This window comes from Kribbella sp. NPDC054772 (genome assembly GCF_053611945.1).
The window spans coordinates 147,199-173,402 of sequence record NZ_JBSHBJ010000002.1; the positions used below are offsets into that span (position 1 = coordinate 147,199).

Consider the following 26,204-nt stretch of genomic DNA (forward strand, 5'->3'; position numbering starts at 1 on the left):
TGATGACCCACAGTAAGCAAGCGCTCACTACTAGCCTCCTATCTTCCCAGCAGACCGGCTCCGCAACCACCCACGCCACTTGAAATTCACCTGCTGAGACCCACCTGAAGCTGATAGGCCGGTGGCATGCCCTGGCACCCCTCCCCCGACTGGCAAGCGCTCACCTCAGGCACCGGCCAGGCCACCGGCGGCGTGTGGCGAACGCCGGACGGCCACGTGGTCAAGCGACTCGTCCCCGGCGTCGAGGACCAGCGCCATCACGCGTACTGGGAGCGTCAGGCGCTGGTCGCGTCTTCCGGCATCGTGGCCGGGACGTCAGGGCTCCGTACGGCGGAGTGCCTCGGGGTCGAGCGTGATGTGGAAGGGATCACGCTGCGGACGGCCTACGTGGCTCCGGCCGACTGGTCTCCGGAGGCGCTGGCTGGGGCTCTGGGGCGGTTCGCAGCGTGTTCCGTGCCCGAGCCTGCCTGGGGTGCACGGGACGTACTCCGGGACCGCCTGGCGACCGTGGAGCGGCGCGGCGGGTGGTCGTCGCTGTCCCGCTCAGGGCTCGCGACGCCGGCGATCGAGGAGCTGTGGAAGCGCCGCGACAGCGCACTCGCAGTACTCGATGCGCTCCCCCGCGTCCCGACACACGGGGACGCCCATCCGGTGAATCTGCTCGGCCGCGACGAGGACGATGTGGTCGCGATCGACTGGGAGCAGTTCGGCCTCGGTCCGGTCGGCTTCGATCTCGCCTACCTGCTCCTCGCGGTCGACGTACCGCTGGACGATCTCGTCGCGGCGCATGGAGGGGATGTACGACGCGGCGCTGCACTCGTGGCGGCGTACACGGGGGTGTCTCGGGCCGCGTGGGCGCTCTCACAGCCGGACGGTGGCGAACATCTCGCTCGACTGGCCCGGCTGTCGGCCGTGGTGGACGAGGCAGCGCAGATCGCGGGGTGATGAGCCGGGCTGGTGGTAGACCTGCGCGATGCGATGGGAACCTGAGCGGGACTGGACGCTGCTGGCCGCCGGTACCGAGATCACCCACGGCGGGGTGTGGCGGACGCCGGACCGGCAGGTCGTCAAGCGGCTCATCCCCGGCGACGAGCGGCCGAGCCGGTACGCGTACTGGCGCCGCCAGGCCGACCTCGCGAGCTCCGGACTCCTCGAGTTGACGACCGGTCTGCGCGCGCCGCGGTTCCTCAAGGCGGAGAGCGATCCGGACGGCATCACGCTGTGGTTCGAAGCGGTCGCGCCGAGTCCGGTGACGCCCGTGGAGGCAGCCGCTGCGCTCGGTCGGTTCGGGATCAATCACGTCGAGCCGGCCAGTTGGTTCTCGCGGCAGATCCTGCGCGATCGGCTCGCGGACGACGCCGTACATGGTGGGTGGGCGGCTTGTGCTACGGCGGACGAGCTGACACCCGACGTACGGCGGTCATGCGGCCTGCTGTGGACCCGGCGGGAGGAGGTACTGGCGGAGCTCGATCGGCTCCCGCAGCAGCTCGTCCACGGTGACGCGCACCCGCTCAACCTGCTCCGGCGCGAGGGAGACGACGTGATCGCGGCAGACTGGGATCAGTTCGGCATCGGCCCGCTGGGCTTCGATCTGGGCTACCTCCTGCAGTCCAGCCGGTCACCCGCCGACGAGCTCGTGGCCGCGTATCAAGCCGGCAGTTCGTCCGCCTGGCCGGCAACCCAGGTACGCCGCGGCGCCGTCCTGACCGCCGCCATCACCCTCGTCGCCCGCGCCGCGTGGGCCCTCGCCCAACCCGACCCCGACGATCACGTCCAACGGCTGGCCGACCTGTCCCCGCTCGTCGAAGAAGCCGTCAACCACGCCCCGTAGAAGGCCGCATAGCCTGGTTCCCAGGTGAGCGAGCATCTGGAGGATGGTAGCCATGGGGTTGACCGACTTTCCGCGGTATCCGTTGTTGTTCGGGCCTAGCCCGGTGCATCCGTTGGAGCGGCTGAGCGCCTATCTCGGTGGCGCGAAGATCTGGGCGAAGCGGGAGGACTGCAACTCCGGGCTCGCGTACGGCGGGAACAAGACGCGGAAGCTGGAGTACCTGCTGCCGGACGCGCTCGCGAGCGGAGCCGACACGCTGGTGTCGATCGGCGGGTACCAGTCGAACCACACGCGGCAGGTGGCAGCGGTGGCGGCCAAGGCCGGGCTGAAGGCCGTCCTCGTCCAGGAGAACTGGGTGAACTGGCCGGACGCGCTCAACGACCGGGTCGGGAACATCCTGCTCAGCCGGATCATGGGCGCCGAGGTGCGGCTTGACCCGTCCGGGTTCGGGATCGGGTTCAAGGACAGCTGGAAGCAGGCCCTCGCGGACGTCGAGGCCCGGGGCGGTACGCCGTACGCGATCCCGGCCGGCGCCTCGGACCATCGGCTCGGCGGACTCGGTTTCGCGAACTGGGCGTACGAGGTCGAGCAGCAGGAGCGTGAACTCGGGGTGTTCTTCGACACCATCGTCGTCTGCTCGGTGACCGGGTCGACGCACGCCGGGATGATCGCCGGTTTCGCCGGGCAGGACCGGCCGCGGCGGGTGATCGGCATCGACGCCAGCGCCAAGCTCCAGGAGACCCGCGACCAGGTCGAACGCATCGCCCGCGGCACCGCCGACCTGATCGGCCTCGGCCGGGACCTGCGTGCCGACGAGATCACCGTCCTCGAGGGCTGGGCCGGCGACGAGTACGGCATCCCCGTGCAGTCCACGCTGGACGCGATCCGCCTGACGGGTCAGCTCGAGGGCATGATCATCGACCCCGTGTACGAGGGAAAGTCGATGGCCGGCCTGATCGACCTGATCCGCAACGGCGACATCCCCAAGGACTCAACCGTCCTCTACGCCCACCTCGGCGGCCAGCCCGCACTCAACGCCTACAGCGGCCTGTTCCCCCAGAGTCAACCGATCCCCGGGCCGACCAACGTGCCGACAAAGTAGGTCAGGCCGGCGGCTGCGGCGCCGAGGAGGAGTTGGCGAAGGCCGGAGTACCACCAGGAGCGGGTGGTGACGCGGGAGACGACGGCGCCGCAGACGAACAGGGCCGTCAGCGACAGGATCAGCGAGGGCAGGACGTTACTCGCGCCCAGGAGGTACGGCGCCAGCGGGATGAAGGCACCGACGGCGAAGCAGACGAACGAGGACGCGGCCGCGACCACCGGGTTCGGTAGGTCGTCCGGGTCGATGCCGAGCTCCTCGCGGACGTGCTCCTCGAGGGCCTGGTCGGGGTCGGCGTGGAACTGCTTGGCGACCTTGCTGGCCAGGTCCGGGTCGAGGCCCTTCGCGCGGTAGGTCTCGGCGAGCTCGATCTCCTCGTCGACCGGGTGCCGCTTGATCTCCTTGCGCTCCACCTCGATCTCGGCGTGCGCCAGTTCCCGCTGCGAGGCGACCGAGGTGTACTCGCCCGCCGCCATCGAGAACGCACCGGCGGCCAGGCCCGCGAGGCCGGCCAGCACGATGAACTTCGAGCCCGAACTGGTGCCGCCGTCCATGCCGGCGATCAGCGCGAAGTTCGAGACCAGCCCGTCCATCGCGCCGAATACCGCCGGCCGCAGCCAACCGCCGTTCACATCACGGTGGGTGTGATCACCGTGATGCTCAGGCGAAACAGCAGGCGTCTCAGTCACGTGCCCCGTCATTCGGTTCGGTCTTCGCAGATCCGTTGGTAGTACCCGCATCTACCTTGCCTGAGTCGTCCGCCTGCTCGGAATCCGCGGCCGGCTCCGGCTCTGCGGACTCGGCGGACTCTTTGGGCTCGGCGGCGTCGGCCGTCTCCGGGGTCGGCGTTGTTCCGGCCGCGGCGCCGGTGGAGATGTCCTCCTGGCCGGGGCGTTTCCAGGCGCTGATGGCGAAGGCGATGACGGCGATCACGAAGAGGATGATCGCGGTCCACACGTTCAGGCGCAGGCCGAAGAAGTGGTTCACGGTGTCGATCCGCAGGTTCTCGATCCAGGCACGACCGGCGGTGTACGCCGCGACGTACAGGAAGAACGCCCGTCCGTGGCCGAGTTTGAACCGGCGGTCGACGATCAGGATCAGCGCGACCACACCGAGGTTCCAGACCGCTTCGTAGAGGAACGTCGGCTGGAAGGTCGCGAAGTCGGCGTACCCGTCCGGGCGGTGCCCCGGCGCGATCTCCAGGCCCCACGGCTTCGTGGTCGGGCGGCCGAACAGCTCCTGGTTGAAGTAGTTCCCGAACCGGCCGAAGATCTGCGCCAGTGCGATCCCGGGCGCCATCGCGTCCGCGACCGCCAGGAACGGCACCTTGGCGCGCCGGCAGGCGATCCAGGCGCCGAGCGCACCGAAGCCGACCGCACCCCAGATACCGAGGCCGCCGTGCCAGATCTTCAGCGCGTCGATCGGGTGCTTGCCCGCGCCGAAGTACAGCTCGGCGTCGGTCACCACGTGGTAGATCCGGGCACCGACCAGTCCGAACGGGATCGCCCAGAACATGATGTCGGCGAGCACCGGCGCGGAGCCGCCGCGCGCCACCCAGCGCCGGCGGCCGAGCCAGTACCCGGCGAAGATACCGGCCAGGATGCACAGCGCGTAGGCGCGGATCGGCAGACCGAAGAGGTGCCAGACGCCCTGGCTCGGACTAGGGATGAACGCCGGAACCATCACGGCGGGAATCAGACTAGACATGGCAAATGGGAACGCTACTCGACCCGCCAGAACACGGCCAGGAACGCACGGTCACGATGGGGCCTCAGCTTGCGACCGCGTCGACGGCCTTCTGCAGGCCCTCCGCGGTCAGTTGGTCGGCGGCCAGCTGCTTGCCGTTGACGTAGACGGTCGGCGTCCCGGTCACACCCCGGTCGTCGGACGCCTTGCTCACCGACTCCAGCCAGCCCGCGTAGGTGTTGTCCTGCAACGCCTGCTGGAACTTCTGGTCGCCGACGCCGAGCTGCTTGCCGAGCTCGATCAGCTGGTCGGTGGTCCAGGACTTCGAGAAGTCGCCGTACATCTCGTCGGCGAAGCTCAGCGCCTTGCCGTTCGCGGCGGCCGCGGCGAACGCGTTCGCCAGCCGCGGCGAGGCGTCCGGGTTCACGAACTGCAACGGCCAGTACGTCAGCGTCGCCGTACCGTCCTGGACGAGCTTGTCGACGGTGGCGCCGCTCGCCTCCTCGAACTCCGCGCAGTGCGGGCAGCGGAAGTCGAGGTACAGGTCGATGTTCACCTTGGCGCCGGCCTTGCCGACCGTGACGCCCTTGCCGTCCGTACCCGGGCCGGTGATCACCGCCGGCTCGGGGCGGCCGAGCGAGCTCACCTCGACCTTGGAGTGACCGCGGTAGTACTGGACGCCGACCCCGGCGGCGAGCGCCAGGACCAGGACGATCACCACGACGATCCCGGGTGAGATCCGGCGCTTCGGCTGCTGCAGCAGCGGATTCCCGGGGGCATTGGTCTTGCTCACGACGCGGCGACTCCTTGTGCTTCGGATACGACGGCGAACTTGCTCGCCGGGAACAACCACAGCCATCCGGCCAGCGCCAGCAGACCGAGATCGCGGACGATCTCCTGCAGGTACTGCGTCTGGCCGCGCGCGACCTGACCGCCGCCGCCGAAGCAGCCGCAGTCGATCGACAGGCCGCGAGCCCAGGCGGACGAGACCGCGGCGATGAACACGATCAGGAAAACACCTGCGGCCGCGGCCGCGGCGCGGACACCGAAGCCGACGATCAACAGCAACCCGATCGCGATCTCCAGGAACGGCAGGCCCCAGCCGACCGGCTGCACCAGCGCCGACGGGAGCAGTTCGTACGCACGGACCGCCTGCGCGGCCGTCTCCGGATCGGTCACCTTGAGCGCGCCGGCGACCAGCATCACACCGCCGAGCAGCAGCCGCGCTCCGAGCGAGACCCATCCGAACCAGGAGCGACGCTTCACTGGTTCGCCTCGACCAACTTCCCGAAGTCGTGGGACAGATCACCGATCGCAGCGTTCGACAACCAGATGATGGTCGCCTTGTCGTTCTTCCCGAACCCGATCACCTGCGCTCCGTGACCGACCTCGTACCCACCGGAGGGGAGTTTCTGCATCCCTTCCACCGGTACGCCGACCGCCTTGGCGACGTCCTTGATCGACGTCAGCGATCCGGTCAGCCCGGTGAACGCCGGGTCGAAGCGGTCCAGGTACTTGCGGATCACCGGACCGGTGTCACGCGCCGGATCCGTGGTGATGAACAGCATCTGGATCTGGTCCTGCACCGACTTGTCGAGCTTGGTCAGCGCGGACGCCACGTCGGCCATCACCGTCGGGCACACGTCGGGGCAGTTCGTGTAACCGAAGAACACCAGCGTGACCGGCTTCTTCGTCGACGTCACCAGGTTGAACGGATTCCCGTTCGTGTCCGTCAGGGTTGCCGCGGGCATCGAGTACGGCCGGTCCAGCGTCGCGCCGCGCAACCCGTTCGGGTCCTGGCTGCTGCGGATGATCGCGCCGCCGGGGTTGTCGGGTTTCTCGTCCTTGCCACTGCAGCCCGCGAGGGCGAGCAGAGCCACCGCGGTCAGCAGGAGCACCGCGTTCCTGGTTCGACTCACGGCGGTACTAACGCTCGACGGTGGCGCGAGGTTCCCGGCGGACGCCCGCGGCCAGGTCCTCGGTCAGTGTGCGAACCCCGGCCGGGCCACCGTCGGTAAGGGCCTTGACGAGGGCCGCGCCAACGATCGCCGCGTCCGCGAACGCCACCACGCCGGCCGCCTGGTCACCGTTCGAGATGCCGAGGCCGACGCCGACCGGCACGCCCGTCGCCGCCTTCACCCGGGCGACCAGCGGCGCCGCGAGGTCCGACGGCTTGTCCCGGGCGCCGGTGACACCCATCACAGCGGTCGCGTAGACGAACCCGCGGCAGGCCGCTGTCGTCATCGCGATCCGCTCGTCGGTCGACGACGGCGAGACCAGGAACACCTTGTCCAGGTCGTGTTTGTCCGCGGCCGCGATCCACTCCGCGCCCTCGTCCGGGATCAGGTCGGGCGTGATCAGCCCCGCTCCCCCGACCCCGGCGAAGTCCGCCGCGAAACGGTCCACGCCGTACCGCTCGACCGGGTTCCAGTACGTCATCACGAGCACCGGGACGTCGGAGTACGCCGCGACCTTCTCGACCGTGCTGAGCACGTCGCGGGTCCGCAGGCCGCCGGCCCGCGCGATCTCGGTGGCGCGCTGGATGGTGACACCGTCCATCACCGGGTCGCTGTACGGCAGGCCGATCTCGATCACGTCGACGCCGCCGTCGACGAGCGCCTTGATCCCGTCCACGCCACCGTCGTACGTCGGGTATCCGGCCGGCAGGTACCCGACCAGGGCACCGCGGCCCTCGTCGGTCGCCTTCCGGATCGCCGCGCCGGCCTTGCCCAGGGCAACGAGTTCACTCATCGCCGGCCCCCTTCTCACCCAGGCCGAACCAGCTGGCGGCCGTGTCCATGTCCTTGTCCCCGCGACCGGACAGGTTCACCAGGATAGTTGCCTCAGGCCCCAGTTCCTTGGCGATGTCGAGCGCGCCGGCGACCGCGTGCGCGGACTCGATCGCGGGGATGATGCCCTCGGTTCTCGACAGCAGCCGGAACGCTTCCATCGCCTCGGCGTCGGTGATCGGCCGGTACGACGCTCGCCCGGTCTCCGCCAGCCACGCGTGCTCCGGACCGACGCCCGGGTAGTCCAGCCCGGCCGAGATCGAGTGCGACTCGATCGTCTGCCCGTCCTCGTCCTGCAACAGGAACGACCGCGCACCGTGCAGTACGCCGACCTGACCGGCAGTGATCGTGGCGGCGTGCCGGCCGGTCTCGAACCCGTCGCCGCCCGGCTCGATGCCGTACAGCAACACGGCTTCGTCGGGGATGAATGCGGTGAACAGACCGATCGCGTTCGACCCGCCGCCGACCGACGCGACCGCGGCGTCCGGCAGTGTGCCGAGCAGTTCGAGGGACTGCTCGCGGGCCTCGTCGCCGATCCCGCGGACGAAGTCGCGCACCATCGCCGGGAACGGGTGCGAACCGGCCGCCGTACCGAGGATGTAGTGCGTCTTGTCCACGCTGGCGACCCAGTCGCGGAGCGCTTCGTTGATCGCGTCCTTCAGAGTCCGGCTGCCGGTCTTGACCGAGATCACCTCGGCGCCGAGCAGCCGCATCCGGGCCACGTTCAGCGCCTGGCGCTCGGTGTCGACCTCGCCCATGTAGACGACGCACTCGAGGCCGAGGTACGCGCAGGCGGTCGCGGTCGCGACGCCGTGCTGGCCGGCGCCGGTCTCGGCGATCACCCGCGGCTTGCCCATCCGCTTGGTGAGCAGCGCCTGGCCGATCGCGTTCCGGATCTTGTGCGCGCCGGTGTGGTTCAGGTCCTCGCGCTTCAGCAGGATCCGCGCGCCGGCCACGTCGGACAGCCGGGTCGCGTCGTACAGCAGGCTCGGGGCGCCGATGTACTCGCGCAGCATCCGCTCGAACTCGTCGGTGAACTCGGCGTCGGCCATGGCGTCCCGCCAGGCCTGGGTCAGTTCGTCGAGCGGCGCGATCAGCGCCTCCGGCATGAACCTGCCGCCGAAACGGCCGAAGTGCCCGAACTGGTCGGGCAGCACAGTAGTCATCCGACAAAACCTTCCAAACCCGGCCCAGACGGCACGGGAGAGTTTCTGCCCCGAGCCGTTTGGACCGGCCGAGGATTACTAGTGGCGCTGCTGGATGGCGGGATGCGATCCGGCGGCGACGAGGTCGGCGACCGAGGCGCGAGGATCGCGGCCGGTCACCAGGGTCTCACCGACGAGGACGACATCGGCCCCGGCGCGCGCGAACTCGATTACATCATGCGGCCCGCGGACACCCGACTCCGCCACCCGGACCAGCTCGGTCGGGATCGTCGGCGCCACCCGCGCGAAGGTGTCCCGGTCGACCTCGAGGGTCTTCAGGTTCCGGTTGTTCACACCGATCAGCTGAGCGCCGGCGTCCACCGCACGCCGGGTCTCCTCCTCGTCGTGCACCTCGACCAGCGGGCACAGGCCGATCGACTGGGCCCGCTCGATCAGCGAGACCAGCGCCTCCTGCTCCAGCGCCGCGGCGATCAGCAGCACCATGTCGGCACCGGCCGCGCGCGCCTCCCAGAGCTGGTACGACGAGACGATGAAGTCCTTGCGCAGCACCGGCACGTCGACGCGGCCGCGGACCGCGCGCAGGTCGTCCAGGCTGCCGTTGAACCGGCGCTCTTCGGTCAGCACCGAAATCGCCGCCGCACCGCCCAGCTCGTACTCCCCGGCCAGCGCGGCCGGGTCGGTGATCTCGGCCAGCTCGCCCTTCGACGGGCTGGACCGCTTCACCTCGGCGATCACCGCGATCCCGTCGCCGCGGAACACCGGCATCGGGTCCTTGGCGTCCGGCTTGCGCTGGGCCTCCAGCTTCAGGTCGTCCAGGCTGACCCGCGCCTGGCGCTCCGCGAGGTCCGCACGGACCCCGGCGAGGATGTCGTCAAGCACAGTCATGTCCGTCCGCCCCTCAGTGGTCGCCGTCGCTCGGAACCCCGAAGCCCAGCAACTGCAGCACCTTGCCGGCCAGCGCACCCAGCACCGCGATGCCGACAGAGATCCAGAACAGCACCCAGTTCGGGCCGAGCACCATCGCGATGGCGCCGAGCGTGAACGCGACCAGCACGATCGCCACCGCGGTCCAAGCCGCCGGGCTGTTGCCGTGCAGATCGTGAGGTGCTTCCTCCTCGATCCGGGCTGTTGTTTGATTGGCCCCTAGAGAGGACACAGAATTGTCCATAGTACGCGCCACTCCTCCTCGTCGTCCCGGTCCTATTGTGGCGGTAGCCCGCCGCGATCAGAGAGTCGGGTCCTCCCCGGCGTCGATCGCCTTCCACTGATCGGCTGGTGAGGCAGCCGGATCACGCTCGTAACGCTGGGTCGCGCGGCGCCAGCGTTGCGCCGTCAGGATCGCGATCAGACCCGCCGCGACCAGGGCGATACCGCCGCCCAGCGCGAACCACGGCGCCGGTCCACCGGTCTGCGTCACCTGGTCGGCGAGCACATCACTGATCTCCGGCCGCAACCGGCTCAGTTCCTCGCTGCTCGGCCGCACCGTCAGCGCGACCACGACCGCGACCACACCCATCACCAGTACGAGGGCGCCCAGCACGCGGCGCAGCGCCGTACCGGCGAGTTTCATCACGACCACGGCCACCACCGACGCGAGCGCCAGCGTCACCGGGGCCTTGGTGATCGTGTAGCCGTTGAAGTGCACCGGCAGCCGGCCGTTGCCCGGGTCGACCGTGACCCAGGTCAGGTACGCCGACAACCCGAGCAGCGCGAGCGCCAGCACGGTGAGGACGTCGACCAACCGCTGCGGTTTGAGCATCAGACGTCCTTGAACGTTCCCGCGACGGCGATCGCGTTCAGCACCGCGGCCGCCTTGGTCCGGCACTCGGCGTCCTCCGACGCCGGGTCGGAGTCGGCGACGATGCCCGCACCCGCCTGTACGTACGCCGTCCCGCCGCGCAGCACCGCGGTCCGGATCGCGATCGCGGTGTCGGCGTCACCCGCGAAGTCGAGGTAGCCGACGACACCGCCGTACACGCCGCGGCGGGTGACCTCGAGCTTGTCGATGATCTCCATCGCGCGCGGTTTCGGGGCCCCGGACAACGTGCCGGCCGGGAACGCCGCGGCGAGCGCGTCGAACGCGGTCCGCCCGGCGGCCAGCCGGCCGGTCACCGTGGACTCCAGGTGCATCACGTGGCTGTAGCGGCGGACGTCCATGAAGTCGACGACCTCGACCGTGCCCGGCGCGCAGACCTTGCCGACGTCGTTGCGGCCGAGGTCGACCAGCATCAGGTGCTCGGCGCGCTCCTTCACGTCCGCGCGCAACTCCTCCTCCAGCGCGTGGTCCTCCTCCGGCGTCGCGCCGCGGCGGCGGGTGCCGGCGATCGGGTGCAGGATCACCTTGTTGTCGGTGACCTTCACCAGCGCTTCCGGGCTGGAGCCGACGATGTCGAACCCGTCCAGGCGGACGAGGTACATGTACGGGCTCGGGTTCGAGCGGCGCAGTACCCGGTAGATGTCCAGGGCCGACGCGGTGGTCGGCAGCTCGAACCGCTGCGAGACGACGATCTGGAACGCCTCGCCGGCCCGGATCTCCTCCTTGGCGTGCTCGACCGCCTCCCGGTACTCCACGCTGGAGCGCTGGCGATGCGGGTCCGGCTCGGCCTGACGGTCCGCCTGCACGACGTACGACGGGGTGGGTTGCGCGAGGTCGCGCTCCATCGCGTCGAGCCGGCGTACGGCGTCCGCGTAGGCCTCGTCGACGCGGTCGTCGGAGTCGTCCCAGTTGACCGCGTTCGCGATCAGCCAGATCTCGCCGGTCTCGTGGTCGAGCGCGGCCAGGTCGGTGGCGAACAGGAACGTCAGTTCGGGCAGGCCGAGGTCGTCGGTGGTTGTGTCCGGCAACCGCTCCAGGCGGCGAACGGCGTCGTACCCGAGGAAGCCGACCATGCCGCCGGTCAGCGGAGGCAGGTCCGGGAGGCGCGGCGTGTGCAGGATCTCGAGCGTCTCGCGGAGTGCCTGCAGCGGGTCACCGGTCTGCGGCAGCCCGACCGGCGGGTTGCCGGTCCAGATCGCCTCGCCGTCGCGCTCGGTCAGCGTCGCGGCGGAGCGGACGCCGATGAACGAGTACCGCGACCAGACGCCGCCGTTCTCGGCCGACTCCAGCAGGAACGTGCCCTCGCGCTCGGCGGCGAGCTTGCCGTACACACCGATCGGCGTCTCCGCGTCGGCCATCAGCCGCCGGGTGACGGGGATGACCCGGCGATCCTTGGCGTACTCGCGGAAGGTCTCCAGCTCCGGAACCGTCACGCCGCCACCTCGATCTCACCGTGCTCGAAGCAGCTGCGGGTGCCGGTGTGGCAGGCCGGCCCTTCCTGGTCGACGAGCACCAGGAGGGTGTCCGCGTCGCAGTCGACGAGGATCTGCTTGACGTGCTGACGATGGCCGCTGGTCTCGCCCTTGACCCAGTACTCCTGCCGGCTGCGCGACCAGAAGGTACTGCGCCCGGTGTCCGCGGTACGGCGTACCGCCTCGGCGTTCATCCAGCCCACCATCAGGACCTCGCGCGTGTCGTACTGCTGCACCACTGCCGGGATCAGACCGGCCGCGTCGAAGGTCAACTCGTCGATGTTCACCGGCCTATTGTCTCCGATGACGACGAGTGCCCCGACCACGGGAGGTCGCAGTGGACCTGAACGCCTACTACGCCGAGAACCGGCGACGCCGGGACCTGGCTCAGCAGGAGTTCGCCGAACGGAGGCACAAATGGCGGTTCGCGCTCTCCGCGGACGCGGCGGCCTGGGCCGACAGCTGGCCGGGTCCGGTCGACGCCGGCAACCTCGGCGCGCTGGTCCGTGACGCCGACGCCGACGGCTTGTTCCTGACCCCGGAGCCCGGCTCGATCCGGACCGCTTTCAGCACCCGCGACCCCGACACCGAGGAGACCACCGGCGAGGGCTTCGGCTTCTGGCCGACCGTAGCGGAGCACCTGATCGTCCAGGCCGGGACCGCGATCGGGTACGACGAGTTGCCCGGGCTCGGCGTACTCGAGGTACTGCGGCGGGTTGTTGACACGTTCACGACCCCGCGGGCGAGCTACCAACAGGCCTGACAGGATGGCGGGATGACGACGAGTGAGGCGCGGGTCGAGGCGGTGCTGACCGAGCAACCGGTTGTGGACGGGCACAACGACCTGCCGATTGCGTTCTACGAGCTGTGTGGGTACGACCTGGACGCCCACGATCTCGCCGGGCCGGTGCCGCAGCTGAACACCGACCTGCCGCGGCTGCGCGCCGGCCACGTCGGTGCCCAGTTCTGGTCCCTTTGGGTGCCGCAGGACGAGCATGCGGTACGGCGTACCTTCGAGCAGCTCGACTTCGTCCGGCGGTTCGTCGAGCGGTTCCCGTCCGAACTGCAGCTCGCGGACTCGGCCGACGATGTGGACGCGGCGCTCAAGGCCGGCCGGATCGCGTCGCTGATGGGCATGGAGGGCGGCCACTCGATCGGTGAGTCGCTCGGCGTGTTGCGGGTGATGCGCAGCCTCGGCGTCCGATACATGACGCTCACGCACAACAACAACGTGTCCTGGGCCGACTCGGCGACCGACGAGCCGGTGCTCGGCGGGCTCAGCGAGTTCGGCGAGGACGTCGTCCGGGAGATGAACCGGATCGGCATGCTCGTCGACCTCTCGCACGTCTCGGCGGACACCATGCGGCACGCGCTGCGGGTGACGAGCGCACCGGTGATCTTCAGCCACTCGTCGGCGCGCGCGGTCTGCGACGTACCGCGGAACGCGCCCGACGACGTCCTCGAGACGCTGGCCCGCAACGACGGCGTCTGCATGGTCACCTTCGTCCCGTACTTCGTCTCCCAGCGGTACGTCGACTGGGTCGACGGAATGCATGCGCTCGCGAAGGAACACGGGCTGGAGCACCGCGAGCACCGCGAGCAGGTGCAGGCGATGTACGGCGTACCCGAGCCGGCCGTCACGCTCGCGGACGTGGTGGAGCACGTCGAGCACGTCCGCGAGGTGGCCGGCGTCGATCACATCGGTGTGGGTGGCGACTACGACGGCTGCCCGGACTTCCCGGTGGAGCTGCCGGACGTGGCGTCGTACCCGGTGCTGTTCACGGCGCTGGCCGACCGCGGCTGGAGCGACGAGGAACTCGCGAAGCTTGCCGGCGGCAACATCCGCCGGGTGCTCCGGGCCGCGGACGACGCCGCGGTCTGATCTTTCGCGGCCCGGCGTCCTGGTCAGGCGTCGCGGTACTGGGAGCGGATCTCGTCCTGCGGCTCGAGGCCGGCGGCCTGGTACGTCGCGACCGCGCCGACGTTGAACGCCGGCGTGACGGTGTAGATGCTGGACGCGCCGAGCTCCCGCATCGCCCGCGCGCAGGCAAGCACGATCGCCGTACCGTAGCCACGCCCGCGGTGCAGCCGGTGCACGCCCATCGGCTCGATGTACCCGGGCTTGCCCGCGCCGGCCGACCAGACCGTCGCCGCGGCGACCGACTCGCCGATGTCGTTCCGCAGGACCAGGCACTGTGCGTCGTCGTACGGCAGACCGCCCGCCATCGCGAACCAGCGCTCGTTGGTGAAGGTCGACCCGTCGAACGACGCCAGCTGTACGCCGACCCGCTCGTGCGCCTCCTCGGCCCCGATCACGTCGATCCGGACTCCCGGGTCCGGGACCGGGTCGGCGAGGTCGCGGCAGACCGGGATCCACGGCTGGTCCGCGTTCCAGCCGTCCTTGAACAGCAGGTCCTGGACGAGCGCTCCCATCGGCGTCTCGACGAACACCTTGCCGTCGAGCAGGACACCGGCCGCCGGGTCGGACACGTCGGCGACGATCCGCTGCGCGAGCTCCTCGTCGCGCTGCGCGTCCGGCGCGATCGACATCCGCACCCAGTCCGGCTCGTCGAGCATCCCGATCGCGACGATCTCCCCGTCCCGCCGCCAGATCCGCGTCGCGGCCGCCGTCTTCTCGATCCCGAACCGCCAGAACCACCCGAGATCCCCCGGATGCAACTGCAGCGGCACCCCTTCCCGCGTCCAGTCCCGCAACACCTCCACAACATCCCCGAGCTCCCCGACCCCCGCAGTACCCATCTCAATCGCCATACCCCGATCCCACACCATCCCCCCACCACTCCGCACACCGGTTTACCGACGGCGCGTGACCGTGGATGCCCAGCAACCGGAACCGGTGCGGAAAATTGGTTGGTGGGGGCTCCTAGAGGGGTTTGTGATTTTTCGGGGAGGGCACGGGACGGGCTCAAGTGACAACCGACGGATGGAGTGGCTGTGCTGACCCTGACTGAGAACGCGACGCTGGTGATCAAGAGCATCACTGGGGTCGAGGGCGCGCCGGAGGGAGCCGGTGTGCGGATCTCGCAGGAGAACCCGGCGGATCCGGCACTGGCGGTGACCACGACCGAGGCTCCGCAGCCGGGTGACCAGGTCGTCGAGGAGGCGGGTGCCCGGGTCTTCCTGGAGCAGAACGCCGCGAACGCCCTCGACGACAAGATCCTGGACGCGGCGGTCGACGACAAGGGCGGTGTCGAGTTCCTGCTGGTCCCGCAGCCCGGGGCCGGCCGGGAGAACGGTGCCGCCCCGACCCCCTGACACACGTAGGTGTGTACCGAAGAACGGGTAGTGATCCCTAATCCCGTCCGCCGGCAGGCCGCGCCCAGCGCGGCCTGCGCCGCGGTCGGGCGGGCACTACCCGTTCTTCTGTCCGCACACCCTGTGGCTGAGTCAGATCGAGCTGCGTTGGGCGATCCAGCTGTCGTGCAGCCGCGTGTACACCCCGCCCGCGCCGACCAGCTCGGCGTGCGGCCCGCGCTCCACGATCTCGCCCTCGTCGAACACCAGCACCTCGTCCGCCGCTTCAGCCGTCGACAAACGGTGCGCGATCGTCACCGACGTACGCCCGGCCATGAGTCGCTCGAGCGCCGCGTTCACCCGTACTTCGGTCCCGGGGTCGACCGCTGAGGTCGCCTCGTCGAGCACCAGGAGATCCGGGTCCGCGATGTTGGCGCGCACCAGCGCGACCAGCTGCCGCTCCCCCGCCGACAGCGACTCGCCGCGCTGACCGACCGGCGACTCCAGCCCGTCCGGCAGTGACTCCAGCCAGTCGGTCAGGCCGAGTGAGCCGAACGCCGTCACGAGTTCCGCGTCGGTGACGTCCGGTCGGCCGAACCGCACGTTGTCCGCGAGCGACGCGTCGAACAGGTACCCGTCCTGCGGCACCATCACGACCCGCTCCCGCAGCGACTCGAACGAGATGTCCTTGGCGTCCACCCCGTCCAGCTTCACCGCCCCGGACGTCGGATCCATCAACCGGGTCAGCAACTTCGCGAACGTCGTCTTCCCCGAGCCTGTCTCGCCGACCACCGCGACCCGCCGGTGCGGCGCGATCCGTACGTCGACATCCCGCAGTACCAGCTCGCCTTCCGGATAGGCGAAGTCCACGTCGGCGAACTCGACCGTGATCGGCCCACGCGGCTGCTTCACGCCCTCGGTCCCCGGGTCCACGACGTCGGCCGGCGTGGCGATCACGCCGAGCACCCGCCGCCAGCCGGCGAACGCGCTCTGTGCGTCGGTCAGCACCTGCGTCGCGATCTGCACCGGGTCCGAGAACAGGGCGACCAGGAACATGAACGCCAGCAACTCACCCAGCGTCGCCTGCTTGTCCACACCGAGCAGTACGCCGACCGTCAGCACCCCAGCGTTCGCGAGGCCCGCCGCGAGACCTCCGATGGAGAACGTCAGACCGGTGATCGCCTGCGCCTTCGTCGCCGTCCGCCGGTAGTCCTCGATCGACGAGTCGATCCGGCCCTGCGTGCGCTGCTCGATCGCGTACGAGCGGACCACCTGCGCGCCGACGACCGGCTCCGCGATCGCGGACAGCATCTCGCCGACCTTCGCCCGGACGATCCCGTACGCCGCCGACATCGCGCGCTGCAGGTACTTGAGACTCCCGAACAGCGGGACGAAGCAGACCAGTACCACCAGCGCGAGCTGCCAGGAGTAGAAGAACATCACGATCGTCGCGAGCAGCATCTGACCGAGGCTGACCAGGAAGATGAACCCGCCGAACTGCAGGAACTGCGACACGGTGTCGACGTCCGACGTGACCCGGCTGACCAGCGCGCCACGCCGCTCGGTGCTCTGCGTCAGCACCGGCAGGTCGTGCACGTGCCGGAACGCCTTGATCCGCATCGTCGCGAGCCCGTGCTCGGAGTTGACCGCCAGCCGCACGGTCGTCAGGTACGACGCTCCCGCGGTCAGGATCACGCCCAGCGCGCAGACCAGGCACATCCACGCGACGTACGACATGTCCGGGCCGTTCGGACCCGACAGCCCCTTGTCGATCGTCTGCTGCACCGCGATCGGTACGACGATCCGCCCGGCCGTCATGGTCAGCGCCAGGATGCCGGTCAGCACCCACCCGCGGGCCAGCTCGGGTGAGACCTTCAGCCCGTCCTTGAGGGTCTGCAGGCCGCCCGCGTTGTCACCGTGGTCGAGGCGGCTCGCTTCGGCGGCACTCACGCTGATGCTCCTTCGGAATCGAGATCGTCGGCCGACTCGGCCTCTTCCTGGCGGCGCTCGGCGTCCTTCTCGTACGCGTCGACGAGATCGCGGTAGGCAGGAGTGCTTTCCTGCAGCTCGGTGTGCGTGCCGTGCGCCTGGATCCGGCCGTGGTCGAGGAACAGCACCTCGTCGGCCAGCGAGATCGTCGCCTTCCGGTACGCGATCACCAGAACCGTGGTCGCCGCGCCGGCGTCCTCCTGCACCGCGGACCGCAGGCCGGCCAGGATCCGCGCCTCGACCTGCGGGTCCACCGCGCTGGTCGCGTCGTCGAGGATCAGCAGCCGCGGCCGCCGGACCAGGGCCCGGGCCAGCGCAATCCGCTGCCGTTGCCCGCCGGACAGCGTCGTACCGCGCTCGCCGACCTTGGTGTCGAGGCCGTCGGACAGCGACTTCACGAAGCCGTCGCCCTGGGCGATCCGCAGCGCGTCCCAGACGTCGTCGTCGCTGTAGTCGCCGCCGAGCGTGATGTTGCCGCGGATCGTGTCGTCGAACAGGAACGCGGTCTGCGCGACCAGCGCGACGGAACCGGCCAGCTCGTCGCGCGCCAGCTCGCGCAGATCGACCCCGTCCACCTTGACGACGCCGGACTCCGGGTCGACCAGGCGGGTCAGCATCGTGGTCAGCGTCGATTTCCCGGCGCCGGTCGGGCCGACGACCGCGACCGTTCGGCCGGGCTCGACGGTGAAGTCGACACCAGCGAGTACGTCGCGCTCGGGCAGGTACCCGAACCGGACGCCGGCCACCTGCAGCCGGGCCGCCTTCGCCGACGTCAGCTTCGCCTCGCCGTACTCCATGCCGCCCTCGGCGGTCAGCACCCGCTGCACCCGGTCCCAGCCGACGACCGAGCGCGGCAGCTCGCCGAGCACCCAGCCGAGCGCACGGATCGGGAACCCGATCAGCGTGAACAGGAACGCCACCTGGACGACGTCACCCGCGTCCGCGCCGCCGGACCGCACCCGCCCGACGCCGACCAGCAGCACCGCGAGCACCCCGAGCCGGGGCAACCCGTCGATCACCGGGTCGAACATGCCGCGGGCCTTGTTCACCGCGATGTTCGCGTCCCGGAGCGCGTACGTCGGGCCGCGGAAGCGCTCGGTCTCGGCGGCCTCCCGGCCCAGCGTCTTCACCACCAGCGCACCGTCGAACGACTCGTGCGCGACCTCGGAGACGTCGGCGCGGAGCTGCTGCGCGCGGGTCGCGAGCGGCTGCAGGTACCGCTGGAAGATCACGTTCGCGACGAAGACCAGCGGGAACACCAGGCAGCCGACCAGCGCCAGCCAGACGTCGGCGGCGAACATCGCGATGGTCGCGAAGATCAGCATCGCGATCACCCCGATCGCCATCGGCAGCGGCGCGATCACGAACCAGGTGGACTCCACGTCGGCGTTCGCGTTCGACAGCAACATGCCCGTCGAGTGCTGGTGGTGCCACTCCAGCGGGAGCTTCAGGTACTGCCGGGTGACGCGTCGGCGGTACGTCGCCTGCAGCCGGAACTGCATCACGCCGGCCCCGAGCCGCCGGCCGACGACGCCGATCGCGTTCAGGATCGCGATCCCGATGAACAGCGAGATCAGCGTCGCGATCGCGCCGGTGCTGGTGTGACCGCTCTCGAACGCGGGCCGGATGATGTGGTCGGTGGACCAGCCGAGGGCCCAGCCGCCGGCCACGGTCATCCCGCCGTACAGCATGCTGGCGAGCACGGACAGCGCGAAGATGCCCGGCTCCTCCCAGATCGCGACCCGCAGCACCCCGAACCCCCGCCGGGTGACGCTGCCCTTGTCGGGGACTCTCGGGACAGGCAAGACACGCTCCAGGGACAGTCAGGTGCATTCACGAACCACAGACATGACAACGAATGACATTCTGCCTCAACCAACCGACAACTACGATCGGGTATGTGACCGACTACAGCCGGGTAGAACGCCTCGCTCTGTGTGAACTGTTCGATCAAGTCGGACCAGCCGCCCCCACTCTGTGCGAGGGCTGGGACGCCTACGACCTCGCGGTCCATCTGTATGTGCGGGAAGCCGATCCGATGGCCGGCCCCGGGATCATGATCCCCGCGCTCGCCGCCACCACCGAGCGGCGGATGAAGCGCGTCAAGGAGCGCTTCGGGTTCGCCGAGGTGGTCGAGAAGGTGCGCAACGGACCGCCCCCGGTCTCGATCTACGCCCTCCCCAAACTCGGCCACCAGCTGAACACCACCGAGTACTTCGTGCACCACGAGGACGTCCGCCGCGCGCAACCGGAGTACGACGTCCGGGAGCTGCCCGCCGAACAGCAGGACGGCCTGTGGAAGGCGGTCCGGCTGGCGGCGAAGACGATGACCCGCAAGTCGCCGACCGGCCTGGTGCTCAGCCGGCCCGACGGTACGTCGTCCGTCGCGAAGCGGCCGAACGAACTCGGCTCGGTGACGGTGACCGGTGAGCCGGCCGAGCTCGTGCTGTTCTGCTTCGGGCGGCAGCAGGTGGCCGACGTCCAGCTGGATGGTGACGCGGAGGCCGTGGAGCAGCTCCGCAACGCCTCATTTGGAGTGTGAACGCCCGCGCCGGGCGCGCTGCACCAAGCCGCTGACCACAGTGGTCAGGATGACCAGCACGATCGCCGCCAGCACGCCCTGCCAGGGCTCGTCGAACAGCGCGTAGCCGAGCAGCCCGATCGCCATGTAGACCGCCGCCCACAGCGACGACGCGATCAGGTCGACCACCGCGAACCGCTCCCACTTGTATCCCGCGAGCCCGGCCGCCAGCAGCACGGGAACCCGGCCGCCCGGGATCAGCCGCGACGTCAGCAGTACGCCGATCTCGTGGTCGGCCAAGCGTTGCCGCAGCGAGTACAGCGAGGCGTTGTCGCGCAACCAGCCGACCCGCTTGGCCAGTCGCTCACCGCCGAAGCGGCACCCGGCGTACACGATCAGGTCGCCCAGGTATGCTCCCGCGGCGCCGGCGATCAGCACCCCGACCAGCCCGATCGGATTGCTGTGCGACGCCAGTACGGCGCCTGCCGACACCGCGGCGCCGGTCGGCAGCACCGGGAGCACCGCTCCGACCAGCACCGCCCCGGCCAGCGCGAACAGGTACCAGAGATCGAACTTGGTATCACCGGTCATGCCGATACCTCGAGCGAATCACCGGGCACCAGAACCTCCACTTTCACCGCGGGATCCACCTCGGCCATCGCGGACCGGAACCTGTCCCCCGGTGGCAGGAACAACTCGGGTTTGATCCAGTCGCACCCGATCGGCCAGAACGTCCCGAAATGTACCGGGATCGCCGTCGACGCCCCGACCCGCCGCACCGCCTCGGTGGCCCGGACCGGATCCAGGTGGCCAGGACCGAGCGACGGCCCCCACCCACCCACCGGCACCAGGGCCAGGTCGACCGGGCCGGCCTCGGCCGCGAGACCGTCGTACAGGTCGGTGTCGCCTGCGAACCAGACGCTCGGCGACCCGTCGATCCGGTACCCGATCGCGGGACCCTCGTACGACGACCAGGGCAGACGGCGGCCGTCGTGGTGCGCGGTGACCGCGGTGACCTCGAGCCCGCCGATCTGCACTCGGTTGCCGGGAGCAACTTCGATGCAGCGGTCCGAGTACGCCGCTCCGCTGTCGGCATGGATCAACTTGGCCGCGCCGCGCGGGACCACCAGCGCGGCGTCCGGCGAGATGAACGGCAGCGAGGTGAGGTGCAGGTGGTCGGCGTGCATGTGGGAGACCAGGACGGCGTCACAGTCCCCCGCCTCCGGCAGCGGCGCCGGACCGCGGCGGCGGCGCAGGTGCGCGATCCGCGCCGTCAGCACCGGGTCCGTCAGCAGTCGCGTGCCGTTCGCCTCAATCGTGGTGGTGGCGTGCCCCCACCAGGTGATCCGCACGCTTCAGGCCTCCACCTTCGACTCGACGGGATCCTTCAGGTCCTTACGGTGGCCGAGCTTCTCGAGCCAGCCGACCAGGACCTCGTGGACCGCATCGGAGCCTACGGGAGGCTCGTTCAGGACCCAGCGGCACGGGTGCACCAGGACCGCGTCGGTCTGCCAGCCGCCGATCCCGCCGTGGCAGCCGACCAGTTCCTCGAACGCGGCCACCTCCTGGGTGTAGTCGTCGAGCCGGCTGACCACCACGAGGTCGCCGTTGTGCGGCATCTCGGCCTGCCGGAGCAGCGACGCCGCCGCGAGTTCGCCGTACGGCGGCAGCGGGTCCTCGCCTTCGACATGGCCGGTCCGCAGCACGTGCACCCCGGCCCGGCCGATCGCGACCGGTCCCTCGGCGAGCGAGTCGACGACGACGAACCCGATCCCCGGATGGGTCGCGAGGCCTGGGATCAGCTTCGGATGCAGCAGCTCGATCTCCTCCAGCGGCACCCGGCCGGGGGTGGTCGCGAGGTAGATCAGGGCCAGGTTGCCGGACGCGGTGACGACCATCTGCTCGTCCGCGGCGACCGGCGGCTCGCAGTCCGCCGGGCCGAGCTCGACCTCGCCGGTCTTCACGTGCAGCGCCTTCCGGGTGACCGATCCGGCGACGCTGCGGCGCATGCTCAGCTCGGTGAGGAACGCGTTCACCGGCCCCCAACCCTCGGACTTGCCGACCGCCTGGACCGGCTCCTTGGTGGTGTCGACCAGATCGTCGACGACCTCGGCGAGGGTCCGCCCGTACCGCTGCAGGAAGGTCGAGCCCTGGCTCTGCCCGTGATCGGACAGCACGACGATCTCGTACGAGTGCGGCAGGATGTCGATGATCCGCTGCAGCGCGCCGAGCACCCGGTCGAGCCCTTCGAGGGTCTGCAGTGACTCCGGCCGGGTCGGTCCGGCGTGGTGCGCGACCTCGTCGTAGTCGACGAAGTCGCAGTAGATCACCGGCGTGCCCTTCACCAGCTCGTCGGTGATCAGCGAGACGTTCAGGTCGCGGAGCAGGACGTTGGTGATCGCGCGCAGGAAGATGTACGCGCCGCCGCGTTTCACCCGCGGCACGAGGTGCCGGACCCGCTGCCGGCGGGCCTGGTGCAGTTCCTTGATCATCTCCGCGACGCACAGGATCAAGCCGCGGGCGGCACCCTGCGGGCTGGAGAAGAACCGGACGTACCCGCGGCTGCGGCTGTTCGGCAGGGCGGCCCGGCTGAACACCAGCTCGCAGCGGTCCGCATCACCTGACCAGTTGTTGCTGATGCTGACGCCGCCGTCGGCGAGCAGACCGCGACCGGTGGACATCCGGTCCTCGATCTCCGCCGCGTCCCGGCCGCGGTTGGTGACCATCACCCGGCCGGTCTCCTTCTCGTACCACCGGAAGGCCGGGATGTGCCGCGAACCGCCGTGCAGGATCCCGGCCTGGCTCGCCGGTGTCGTCGCCGGGACGCCGGTGTGCCAGGAGAGCATCGAGTGGTTGCCGTCCCGGATCCAGCCGCCGAGGTTCGGGAGGTTGCCGGCCAGGACCATCCAGTTCAGCAGCGGCGCGGACAGGCCGTCGATCTGGATGATCAGCATGCCGGTCTTCGGTGCGGGCTCGATCCGCCGGGCGCGGCGGTGGACGACCCGCATCACCTCCGCGACGTACGCGTCGTCACTGCCGGCGTACGCGACCCAGCCGACGAAGGCGCTCACCGAGGACATCACGATCGCGACCAGTAGCGGCGCCTCGACGCCGCCGTGCAGGTCCACGCCCGGGTCGACGGTGATGCCGAGGTACACGACCGCGAACTGTGACAGCAGGCCGCCGACCAGGACGCCGATCGAGCCGATCAGCACCGCGATCCCGGCCAGCACCCAGCGCATCAGCACCGAGAACACCGCGAGCAGGACGACCAGCCGGAAGATCGGTAGCCGGCCGTCACTGCTGATCTGCGGCAGCAGCCAGAACGTGACGACGAGTGAGATCAGCGAGGCGAGGCCGCCGTACAGCATCGCCTGCAGACCGCGTCCGGTGCGGCGCAGATCCAGCCACACCGGACGCCGTCGCCGGTCTCCGGACACCTGTTCTGGTGGTTTTGCCATCGCCTGCTTCGTGCTCCCCGTTCCGTCCTGCTGTGCAGTACGAGAGTACGGGGTCCCGCAGACGGCTTTACTGCAGTTCGAGGTAGTCGACCTCCGTGTACAGGTCACCCTTGGTCAGCCGGATCGTGTTCCAGCCCGCGTTCAGCGTGACCTGTACGGAACTCTCGTGCCAGTTGTCCCAGCCGGTGACCGGATAACTGACCGATCCGGCGTTGTTGCCGTTGACAACGAGGCCGTGACTCGCGGTGGACGCCGAACCGTTGGCGTACCCGACGTGCAGCGTGTAGCCGCCCGCGACCGGCGCGAACACCGCGTTCTCCACCCACGAGTCGGCGTAGTCGATGTAGGCGACCACCTTCCCGTCCGAGGCGCCGGCGGCGTTCGCGCGCACCGAGCAGTGGTTCAGCGTGCCGCGCTCCCCCTCGTACCGAACGCGGCTGCCGCGTACCACCGGGTAGTCGTTCGCCCACCCGACGTCGGCGACGTACAGGTGCCGGGACCCGTTCACCCAGCCGTGCACTAACACCTTGTCGCCGACGAAGTCCGCGCCGCCAGGACCGCACAGGTGGTTGTCGAACGTCGCGGTCGTCATCAACGGCCGGTACGCCGTCGTCCACGGCCCACCGAGGCTCTTCGAGGTCGCGTACGACGTCAGGTAGTTGCAGTCGTTGTAGCCGCCGCCGGAGAAGAACAGCACGTACTGGCTCCCCCGCTGGACCAGATCCGGGGCTTCGATCACGCCGCTCGAGGTGAGCATCGCCGTGTTGCCGCCTACGAGGGTTCGGCCGTTGTCCGCGGTCCGGGTCAGCCAGAGCGTCGACGGCTTGCTGATCGCGTTGCCGTCGTTCTTCCAGACCAGGTAGCGGGTGCCGTCGTTCGCGACGAACGTGTTCGGGTCGATCGCGCCGCCCTGGTCGAGCGGGCAGATCAACGGCGCCGTACCGACCGGCTGGAACGGGCCGAGCGGTGAGGTGGCGGTGGCGACGCCGATGCATTGCCGGCCGGACGCCTTGTGCCACGCGGTGTAGGTGAGGGTGTAGGTGCCGTCGGGGTTCGGGTAGACGTCCGGCGCCCACGTGCGGCCGGGCTGGGCCCAGGCGCTGGACGGGCCGCCGGGCATCGCGTCGCCGCGGATCGTCCACGGGCCGTTCGCACTCGGGGCAGTCGCGACCGGGACGGTGCCGCGGCCGTTGTTGGTCGAGTACGCGTACCAGGTGCCGTTCTGCTGGAAGACGTCCGGATCGGGGAAGTCCTCGCCGATGATCTCGCTCGGGAACACGGCCGCGGTGGTCGCGGCGTGCACCGGAACCGAGAGGAACGTGGTCAAGCTCAGGGCTGCGACAAGGGCAGCCAGAAATCTGGTTCGCAATCGGGGCATGGCGACTCCTCAGGTGGGGGCGGATACCTGTACGACGAACTTTTCCATCGATTCACCTGAAACGCGATAGCTCAATCACTGGACCCTGGCGAACGCGCGGTGGAGACTCCCGCTAGTTGGTTTCCGCCTGGATCGAGGGAGTGGCTCGTGAGTGGTTTACCAAGAGTGTCGGGGCGCGGAATGGTCGCCGCGGTCGCCGCGGTCGCGGCCGTCGCCGGAGGCTTCGTCGGGCAGTCCGCCGCCGCGCCGACCGCAGTACAAGCGACGGCGCTGCAACAACGGCTCGACGGCCTGCTGAACGACAGCCGGTACGACGGTTCGCAGGTCGCGCTCGTGGTTCGCGACGCGACCACCGGCGAGACGCTGTACGACCGGAACGGCGCCGAGCGGCTGCTGCCCGCGTCGAACACCAAGCTGTTCACCTCGACCGCGGCGATGCACGTCCTCGGTCCGGCGTACCGCTTCCACACCGATGTGCTCGCCACCGCACCCGTCCGCGGTGGGATGCTGCGCGGTGATCTCTACCTGAAGGGGTACGGCGACCCGACCGCGCTCGAATCGGATTACGTTGGCCTGGCCAAGCAACTCAAGGCCGCCGGAGTACGCCGGGTCGACGGCAACCTGATCGCCGACGACACGTACTTCGACCACGTCCGCCTCGGCGACACCTGGTCCTGGGACGACGAACCGTTCTACTACAGCGCCCAGATCTCGGCCCTCACGCTCGCGCCGAACACCGACTACGACTCCGGTACGGCGATCGTCGAGACCCGCCCCGGTGCCGCCGCCGGCGCCCCCGCGAAGCTGAACCTGGTGCCGGCGAACGACACGGTCAAGCTCGTCAACACCGCAACCACCGGTGCGACCGGCTCCTCCAACACGCTGAACGTCGAGCGCGACCACGGCACGAATGTCGTCCGGGTCAGCGGTTCGATCCCGCTCGGAGCGTCGGTCGACCAGGAGTGGACGACCGTCTGGGAGCCCGAGCTGTACGCCGCCGACGTGTTCCGCCGGGCGCTGGCTGCCCAGGGCATCGCGGTCACCGGCCAGATCAAGAACGCGGGCACCCCGAGCGGCGCGACGCGGATGGCCCGGGACGAGTCGATGACCGTCGGCGAACTCCTGACGCCGTTCCTGAAGCTGTCGAACAACATGCACGCCGAGACGCTCGTCAAGGCGATGGGCGCGGTCGCCGAGGCCGACGGCAGCTGGTCGGCCGGGCTCGACGTGGTGACGAACTACGCGAAGTCCCTCGGTGTCGACACCAGCCGGATCCGGCTCTCCGACGGCTCCGGTCTCTCGCGCAAGGTCAACGTCACCGCCGACTCGATCACCGACGTACTGATCGGTGCGCAGAAGGAGACGTGGTGGAAGCAGTGGTACGACGCCCTGCCGATCGCCGGTAACCCCGAACGGTTCGTCGGCGGCACCCTGCGCAGCCGGATGGCGAACACGCCGGCCGCCAACAACCTGCACGGCAAGACCGGCTCGCTCACCGGCGTCACCTCGCTGTCCGGCTACGTGACGAACAAGGACGGCCGGAAGCTGGTGTTCTCGATGATCAGCAACAACTACCTGAGCAGCCCGCGCTCGATCGAGGACGCGGTCGGCGTCACCCTCGCCTCCTGGTCCGACCAGGCACCGCCAGCCGCAGCGTCTACTTTCAAGACCGCCCAGACCGCGTGTGAGTCGGAGTGGGACAAGGCCTGCTAATCGCTTGGACAGGTACGGCGGTCGTTCT

General features: G+C 69.7%; 27 protein-coding genes. 8 read left to right on the forward strand and 19 right to left on the reverse strand.

Features of this window, described 5'->3' with window-relative positions; genetic code table 11:
- The first annotated feature begins 126 nt into the window (after positions 1-126).
- Genes ACWGID_RS03575 through ACWGID_RS03585 form a run of 3 tightly spaced genes read left to right on the forward strand, consistent with a single transcriptional unit; the run spans position 127 to position 2,933 of the window.
- Positions 127-945, forward strand: coding sequence for a phosphotransferase (locus ACWGID_RS03575; protein WP_452194051.1), 819 nt, complete (start codon positions 127-129; stop codon positions 943-945).
- A gap of 28 nt (positions 946-973) precedes the next feature.
- Complete coding sequence (locus ACWGID_RS03580; RefSeq protein ID WP_452194053.1) at positions 974-1,831, forward strand: phosphotransferase family protein; 858 nt, start codon at positions 974-976, stop codon at positions 1,829-1,831.
- A gap of 52 nt (positions 1,832-1,883) precedes the next feature.
- Positions 1,884-2,933: a 1-aminocyclopropane-1-carboxylate deaminase gene (locus ACWGID_RS03585; RefSeq protein WP_452194054.1), complete on the forward strand. Its 1,050-nt coding sequence runs from the start codon at positions 1,884-1,886 to the stop codon at positions 2,931-2,933.
- Here the strand turns inward: ACWGID_RS03585 and ACWGID_RS03590 are convergent.
- The 12 genes from ACWGID_RS03590 to hisI form a co-directional block, all read right to left on the reverse strand.
- On the reverse strand, positions 2,894-3,619 hold the full coding sequence (locus tag ACWGID_RS03590; protein WP_452194055.1) for a VIT1/CCC1 transporter family protein: 726 nt from the start codon (positions 3,617-3,619) through the stop codon (positions 2,894-2,896). The two genes, ACWGID_RS03585 and ACWGID_RS03590, sit on opposite strands and share 40 nt — an antisense overlap.
- Positions 3,612-4,637: a prolipoprotein diacylglyceryl transferase gene (lgt, locus tag ACWGID_RS03595; RefSeq protein ID WP_452194057.1), complete on the reverse strand. Its 1,026-nt coding sequence runs from the start codon at positions 4,635-4,637 to the stop codon at positions 3,612-3,614. Before lgt ends, ACWGID_RS03590 begins: the two co-directional genes overlap by 8 nt.
- Before the next feature lie 64 nt (positions 4,638-4,701).
- Complete coding sequence (locus tag ACWGID_RS03600) at positions 4,702-5,409, reverse strand: DsbA family protein (protein ID WP_452194059.1); 708 nt, start codon at positions 5,407-5,409, stop codon at positions 4,702-4,704.
- Positions 5,406-5,882, reverse strand: a complete 477-nt coding sequence (locus ACWGID_RS03605) for a MauE/DoxX family redox-associated membrane protein (protein ID WP_452194061.1) — start codon at positions 5,880-5,882, stop codon at positions 5,406-5,408. Before ACWGID_RS03605 ends, ACWGID_RS03600 begins: the two co-directional genes overlap by 4 nt.
- A complete protein-coding gene (locus tag ACWGID_RS03610) occupies positions 5,879-6,535 on the reverse strand; it encodes an SCO family protein (RefSeq protein ID WP_452194063.1) in 657 nt (218 codons plus the stop codon). The genes ACWGID_RS03605 and ACWGID_RS03610 overlap by 4 nt, the downstream gene beginning before the upstream one ends.
- 7 nt (positions 6,536-6,542) lie before the next feature.
- On the reverse strand, positions 6,543-7,367 hold the full coding sequence (trpA, locus tag ACWGID_RS03615; RefSeq protein ID WP_452194065.1) for a tryptophan synthase subunit alpha: 825 nt from the start codon (positions 7,365-7,367) through the stop codon (positions 6,543-6,545).
- Positions 7,360-8,571: a tryptophan synthase subunit beta gene (gene trpB / locus ACWGID_RS03620; protein WP_452194067.1), complete on the reverse strand. Its 1,212-nt coding sequence runs from the start codon at positions 8,569-8,571 to the stop codon at positions 7,360-7,362. Before trpB ends, trpA begins: the two co-directional genes overlap by 8 nt.
- A 78-nt stretch (positions 8,572-8,649) precedes the next feature.
- Positions 8,650-9,456, reverse strand: a complete 807-nt coding sequence (gene trpC / locus ACWGID_RS03625) for an indole-3-glycerol phosphate synthase TrpC (RefSeq protein ID WP_452194069.1) — start codon at positions 9,454-9,456, stop codon at positions 8,650-8,652.
- 13 nt (positions 9,457-9,469) lie between these two features.
- Entirely contained in the window at positions 9,470-9,739 is a 270-nt protein-coding gene (locus ACWGID_RS03630; RefSeq protein WP_452194071.1) for an HGxxPAAW family protein, read from the reverse strand.
- A 57-nt stretch (positions 9,740-9,796) separates the two neighbouring features.
- The gene (locus ACWGID_RS03635) at positions 9,797-10,330 is read right to left on the reverse strand and encodes a Trp biosynthesis-associated membrane protein (RefSeq protein ID WP_452194073.1); all 534 of its coding nucleotides are present in this window, start codon (positions 10,328-10,330) and stop codon (positions 9,797-9,799) included.
- A complete protein-coding gene (locus ACWGID_RS03640) occupies positions 10,330-11,820 on the reverse strand; it encodes an anthranilate synthase component I (RefSeq protein ID WP_452194074.1) in 1,491 nt (496 codons plus the stop codon). The genes ACWGID_RS03635 and ACWGID_RS03640 overlap by 1 nt, the downstream gene beginning before the upstream one ends.
- Positions 11,817-12,146 (reverse strand): phosphoribosyl-AMP cyclohydrolase, encoded by a 330-nt coding sequence (gene hisI, locus ACWGID_RS03645; RefSeq protein ID WP_452194075.1) that lies wholly within the window; start codon positions 12,144-12,146, stop codon positions 11,817-11,819. Before hisI ends, ACWGID_RS03640 begins: the two co-directional genes overlap by 4 nt.
- A gap of 50 nt (positions 12,147-12,196) precedes the next feature.
- Between hisI and ACWGID_RS03650 the strand changes: the two genes are divergently transcribed.
- A complete protein-coding gene (locus tag ACWGID_RS03650) occupies positions 12,197-12,622 on the forward strand; it encodes a hypothetical protein (protein ID WP_452194077.1) in 426 nt (141 codons plus the stop codon).
- A 12-nt stretch (positions 12,623-12,634) separates the two neighbouring features.
- Positions 12,635-13,741 (forward strand): dipeptidase, encoded by a 1,107-nt coding sequence (locus tag ACWGID_RS03655; protein ID WP_452194079.1) that lies wholly within the window; start codon positions 12,635-12,637, stop codon positions 13,739-13,741.
- Between the two features lie 23 nt (positions 13,742-13,764).
- Here the strand turns inward: ACWGID_RS03655 and ACWGID_RS03660 are convergent, their stop codons facing one another.
- Positions 13,765-14,631, reverse strand: coding sequence for a GNAT family N-acetyltransferase (locus ACWGID_RS03660; RefSeq protein WP_452194081.1), 867 nt, complete (start codon positions 14,629-14,631; stop codon positions 13,765-13,767).
- A gap of 183 nt (positions 14,632-14,814) precedes the next feature.
- Here ACWGID_RS03660 and ACWGID_RS03665 point away from each other — a divergent pair, with 183 nt between their 5' ends.
- On the forward strand, positions 14,815-15,135 hold the full coding sequence (locus tag ACWGID_RS03665) for a Fe-S cluster assembly protein HesB (protein WP_387773337.1): 321 nt from the start codon (positions 14,815-14,817) through the stop codon (positions 15,133-15,135).
- Between the two features lie 132 nt (positions 15,136-15,267).
- On the opposite strand, the gene ACWGID_RS03670 is transcribed toward ACWGID_RS03665, so the two are convergent.
- Together ACWGID_RS03670 and ACWGID_RS03675 are read right to left on the reverse strand one after the other, a co-directional pair.
- Entirely contained in the window at positions 15,268-17,064 is a 1,797-nt protein-coding gene (locus tag ACWGID_RS03670) for an ABC transporter ATP-binding protein (protein WP_452194083.1), read from the reverse strand.
- A complete protein-coding gene (locus tag ACWGID_RS03675; RefSeq protein WP_452194085.1) occupies positions 17,061-18,908 on the reverse strand; it encodes an ABC transporter ATP-binding protein in 1,848 nt (615 codons plus the stop codon). The genes ACWGID_RS03670 and ACWGID_RS03675 overlap by 4 nt, the downstream gene beginning before the upstream one ends.
- Positions 18,909-19,003: 95 nt before the next feature.
- Here ACWGID_RS03675 and ACWGID_RS03680 point away from each other — a divergent pair, with 95 nt between their 5' ends.
- Entirely contained in the window at positions 19,004-19,645 is a 642-nt protein-coding gene (locus tag ACWGID_RS03680; RefSeq protein WP_452194086.1) for a TIGR03085 family metal-binding protein, read from the forward strand.
- On the opposite strand, the gene ACWGID_RS03685 is transcribed toward ACWGID_RS03680, so the two are convergent.
- The 4 genes from ACWGID_RS03685 to ACWGID_RS03700 form a co-directional block, all read right to left on the reverse strand.
- A complete protein-coding gene (locus ACWGID_RS03685) occupies positions 19,631-20,215 on the reverse strand; it encodes a DedA family protein (RefSeq protein ID WP_452194088.1) in 585 nt (194 codons plus the stop codon). The genes ACWGID_RS03680 and ACWGID_RS03685 overlap by 15 nt on opposite strands.
- On the reverse strand, positions 20,212-20,976 hold the full coding sequence (locus tag ACWGID_RS03690) for an MBL fold metallo-hydrolase (protein ID WP_452194090.1): 765 nt from the start codon (positions 20,974-20,976) through the stop codon (positions 20,212-20,214). Before ACWGID_RS03690 ends, ACWGID_RS03685 begins: the two co-directional genes overlap by 4 nt.
- Before the next feature lie 3 nt (positions 20,977-20,979).
- Positions 20,980-23,085 (reverse strand): alkaline phosphatase family protein, encoded by a 2,106-nt coding sequence (locus ACWGID_RS03695; RefSeq protein ID WP_452194092.1) that lies wholly within the window; start codon positions 23,083-23,085, stop codon positions 20,980-20,982.
- A gap of 67 nt (positions 23,086-23,152) precedes the next feature.
- A complete protein-coding gene (locus ACWGID_RS03700; RefSeq protein ID WP_452194094.1) occupies positions 23,153-24,463 on the reverse strand; it encodes a family 43 glycosylhydrolase in 1,311 nt (436 codons plus the stop codon).
- 147 nt (positions 24,464-24,610) lie between these two features.
- Here ACWGID_RS03700 and dacB point away from each other — a divergent pair, with 147 nt between their 5' ends.
- On the forward strand, positions 24,611-26,176 hold the full coding sequence (dacB, locus tag ACWGID_RS03705; RefSeq protein WP_452194096.1) for a D-alanyl-D-alanine carboxypeptidase/D-alanyl-D-alanine endopeptidase: 1,566 nt from the start codon (positions 24,611-24,613) through the stop codon (positions 26,174-26,176).
- Positions 26,177-26,204: the final 28 nt, after the last annotated feature.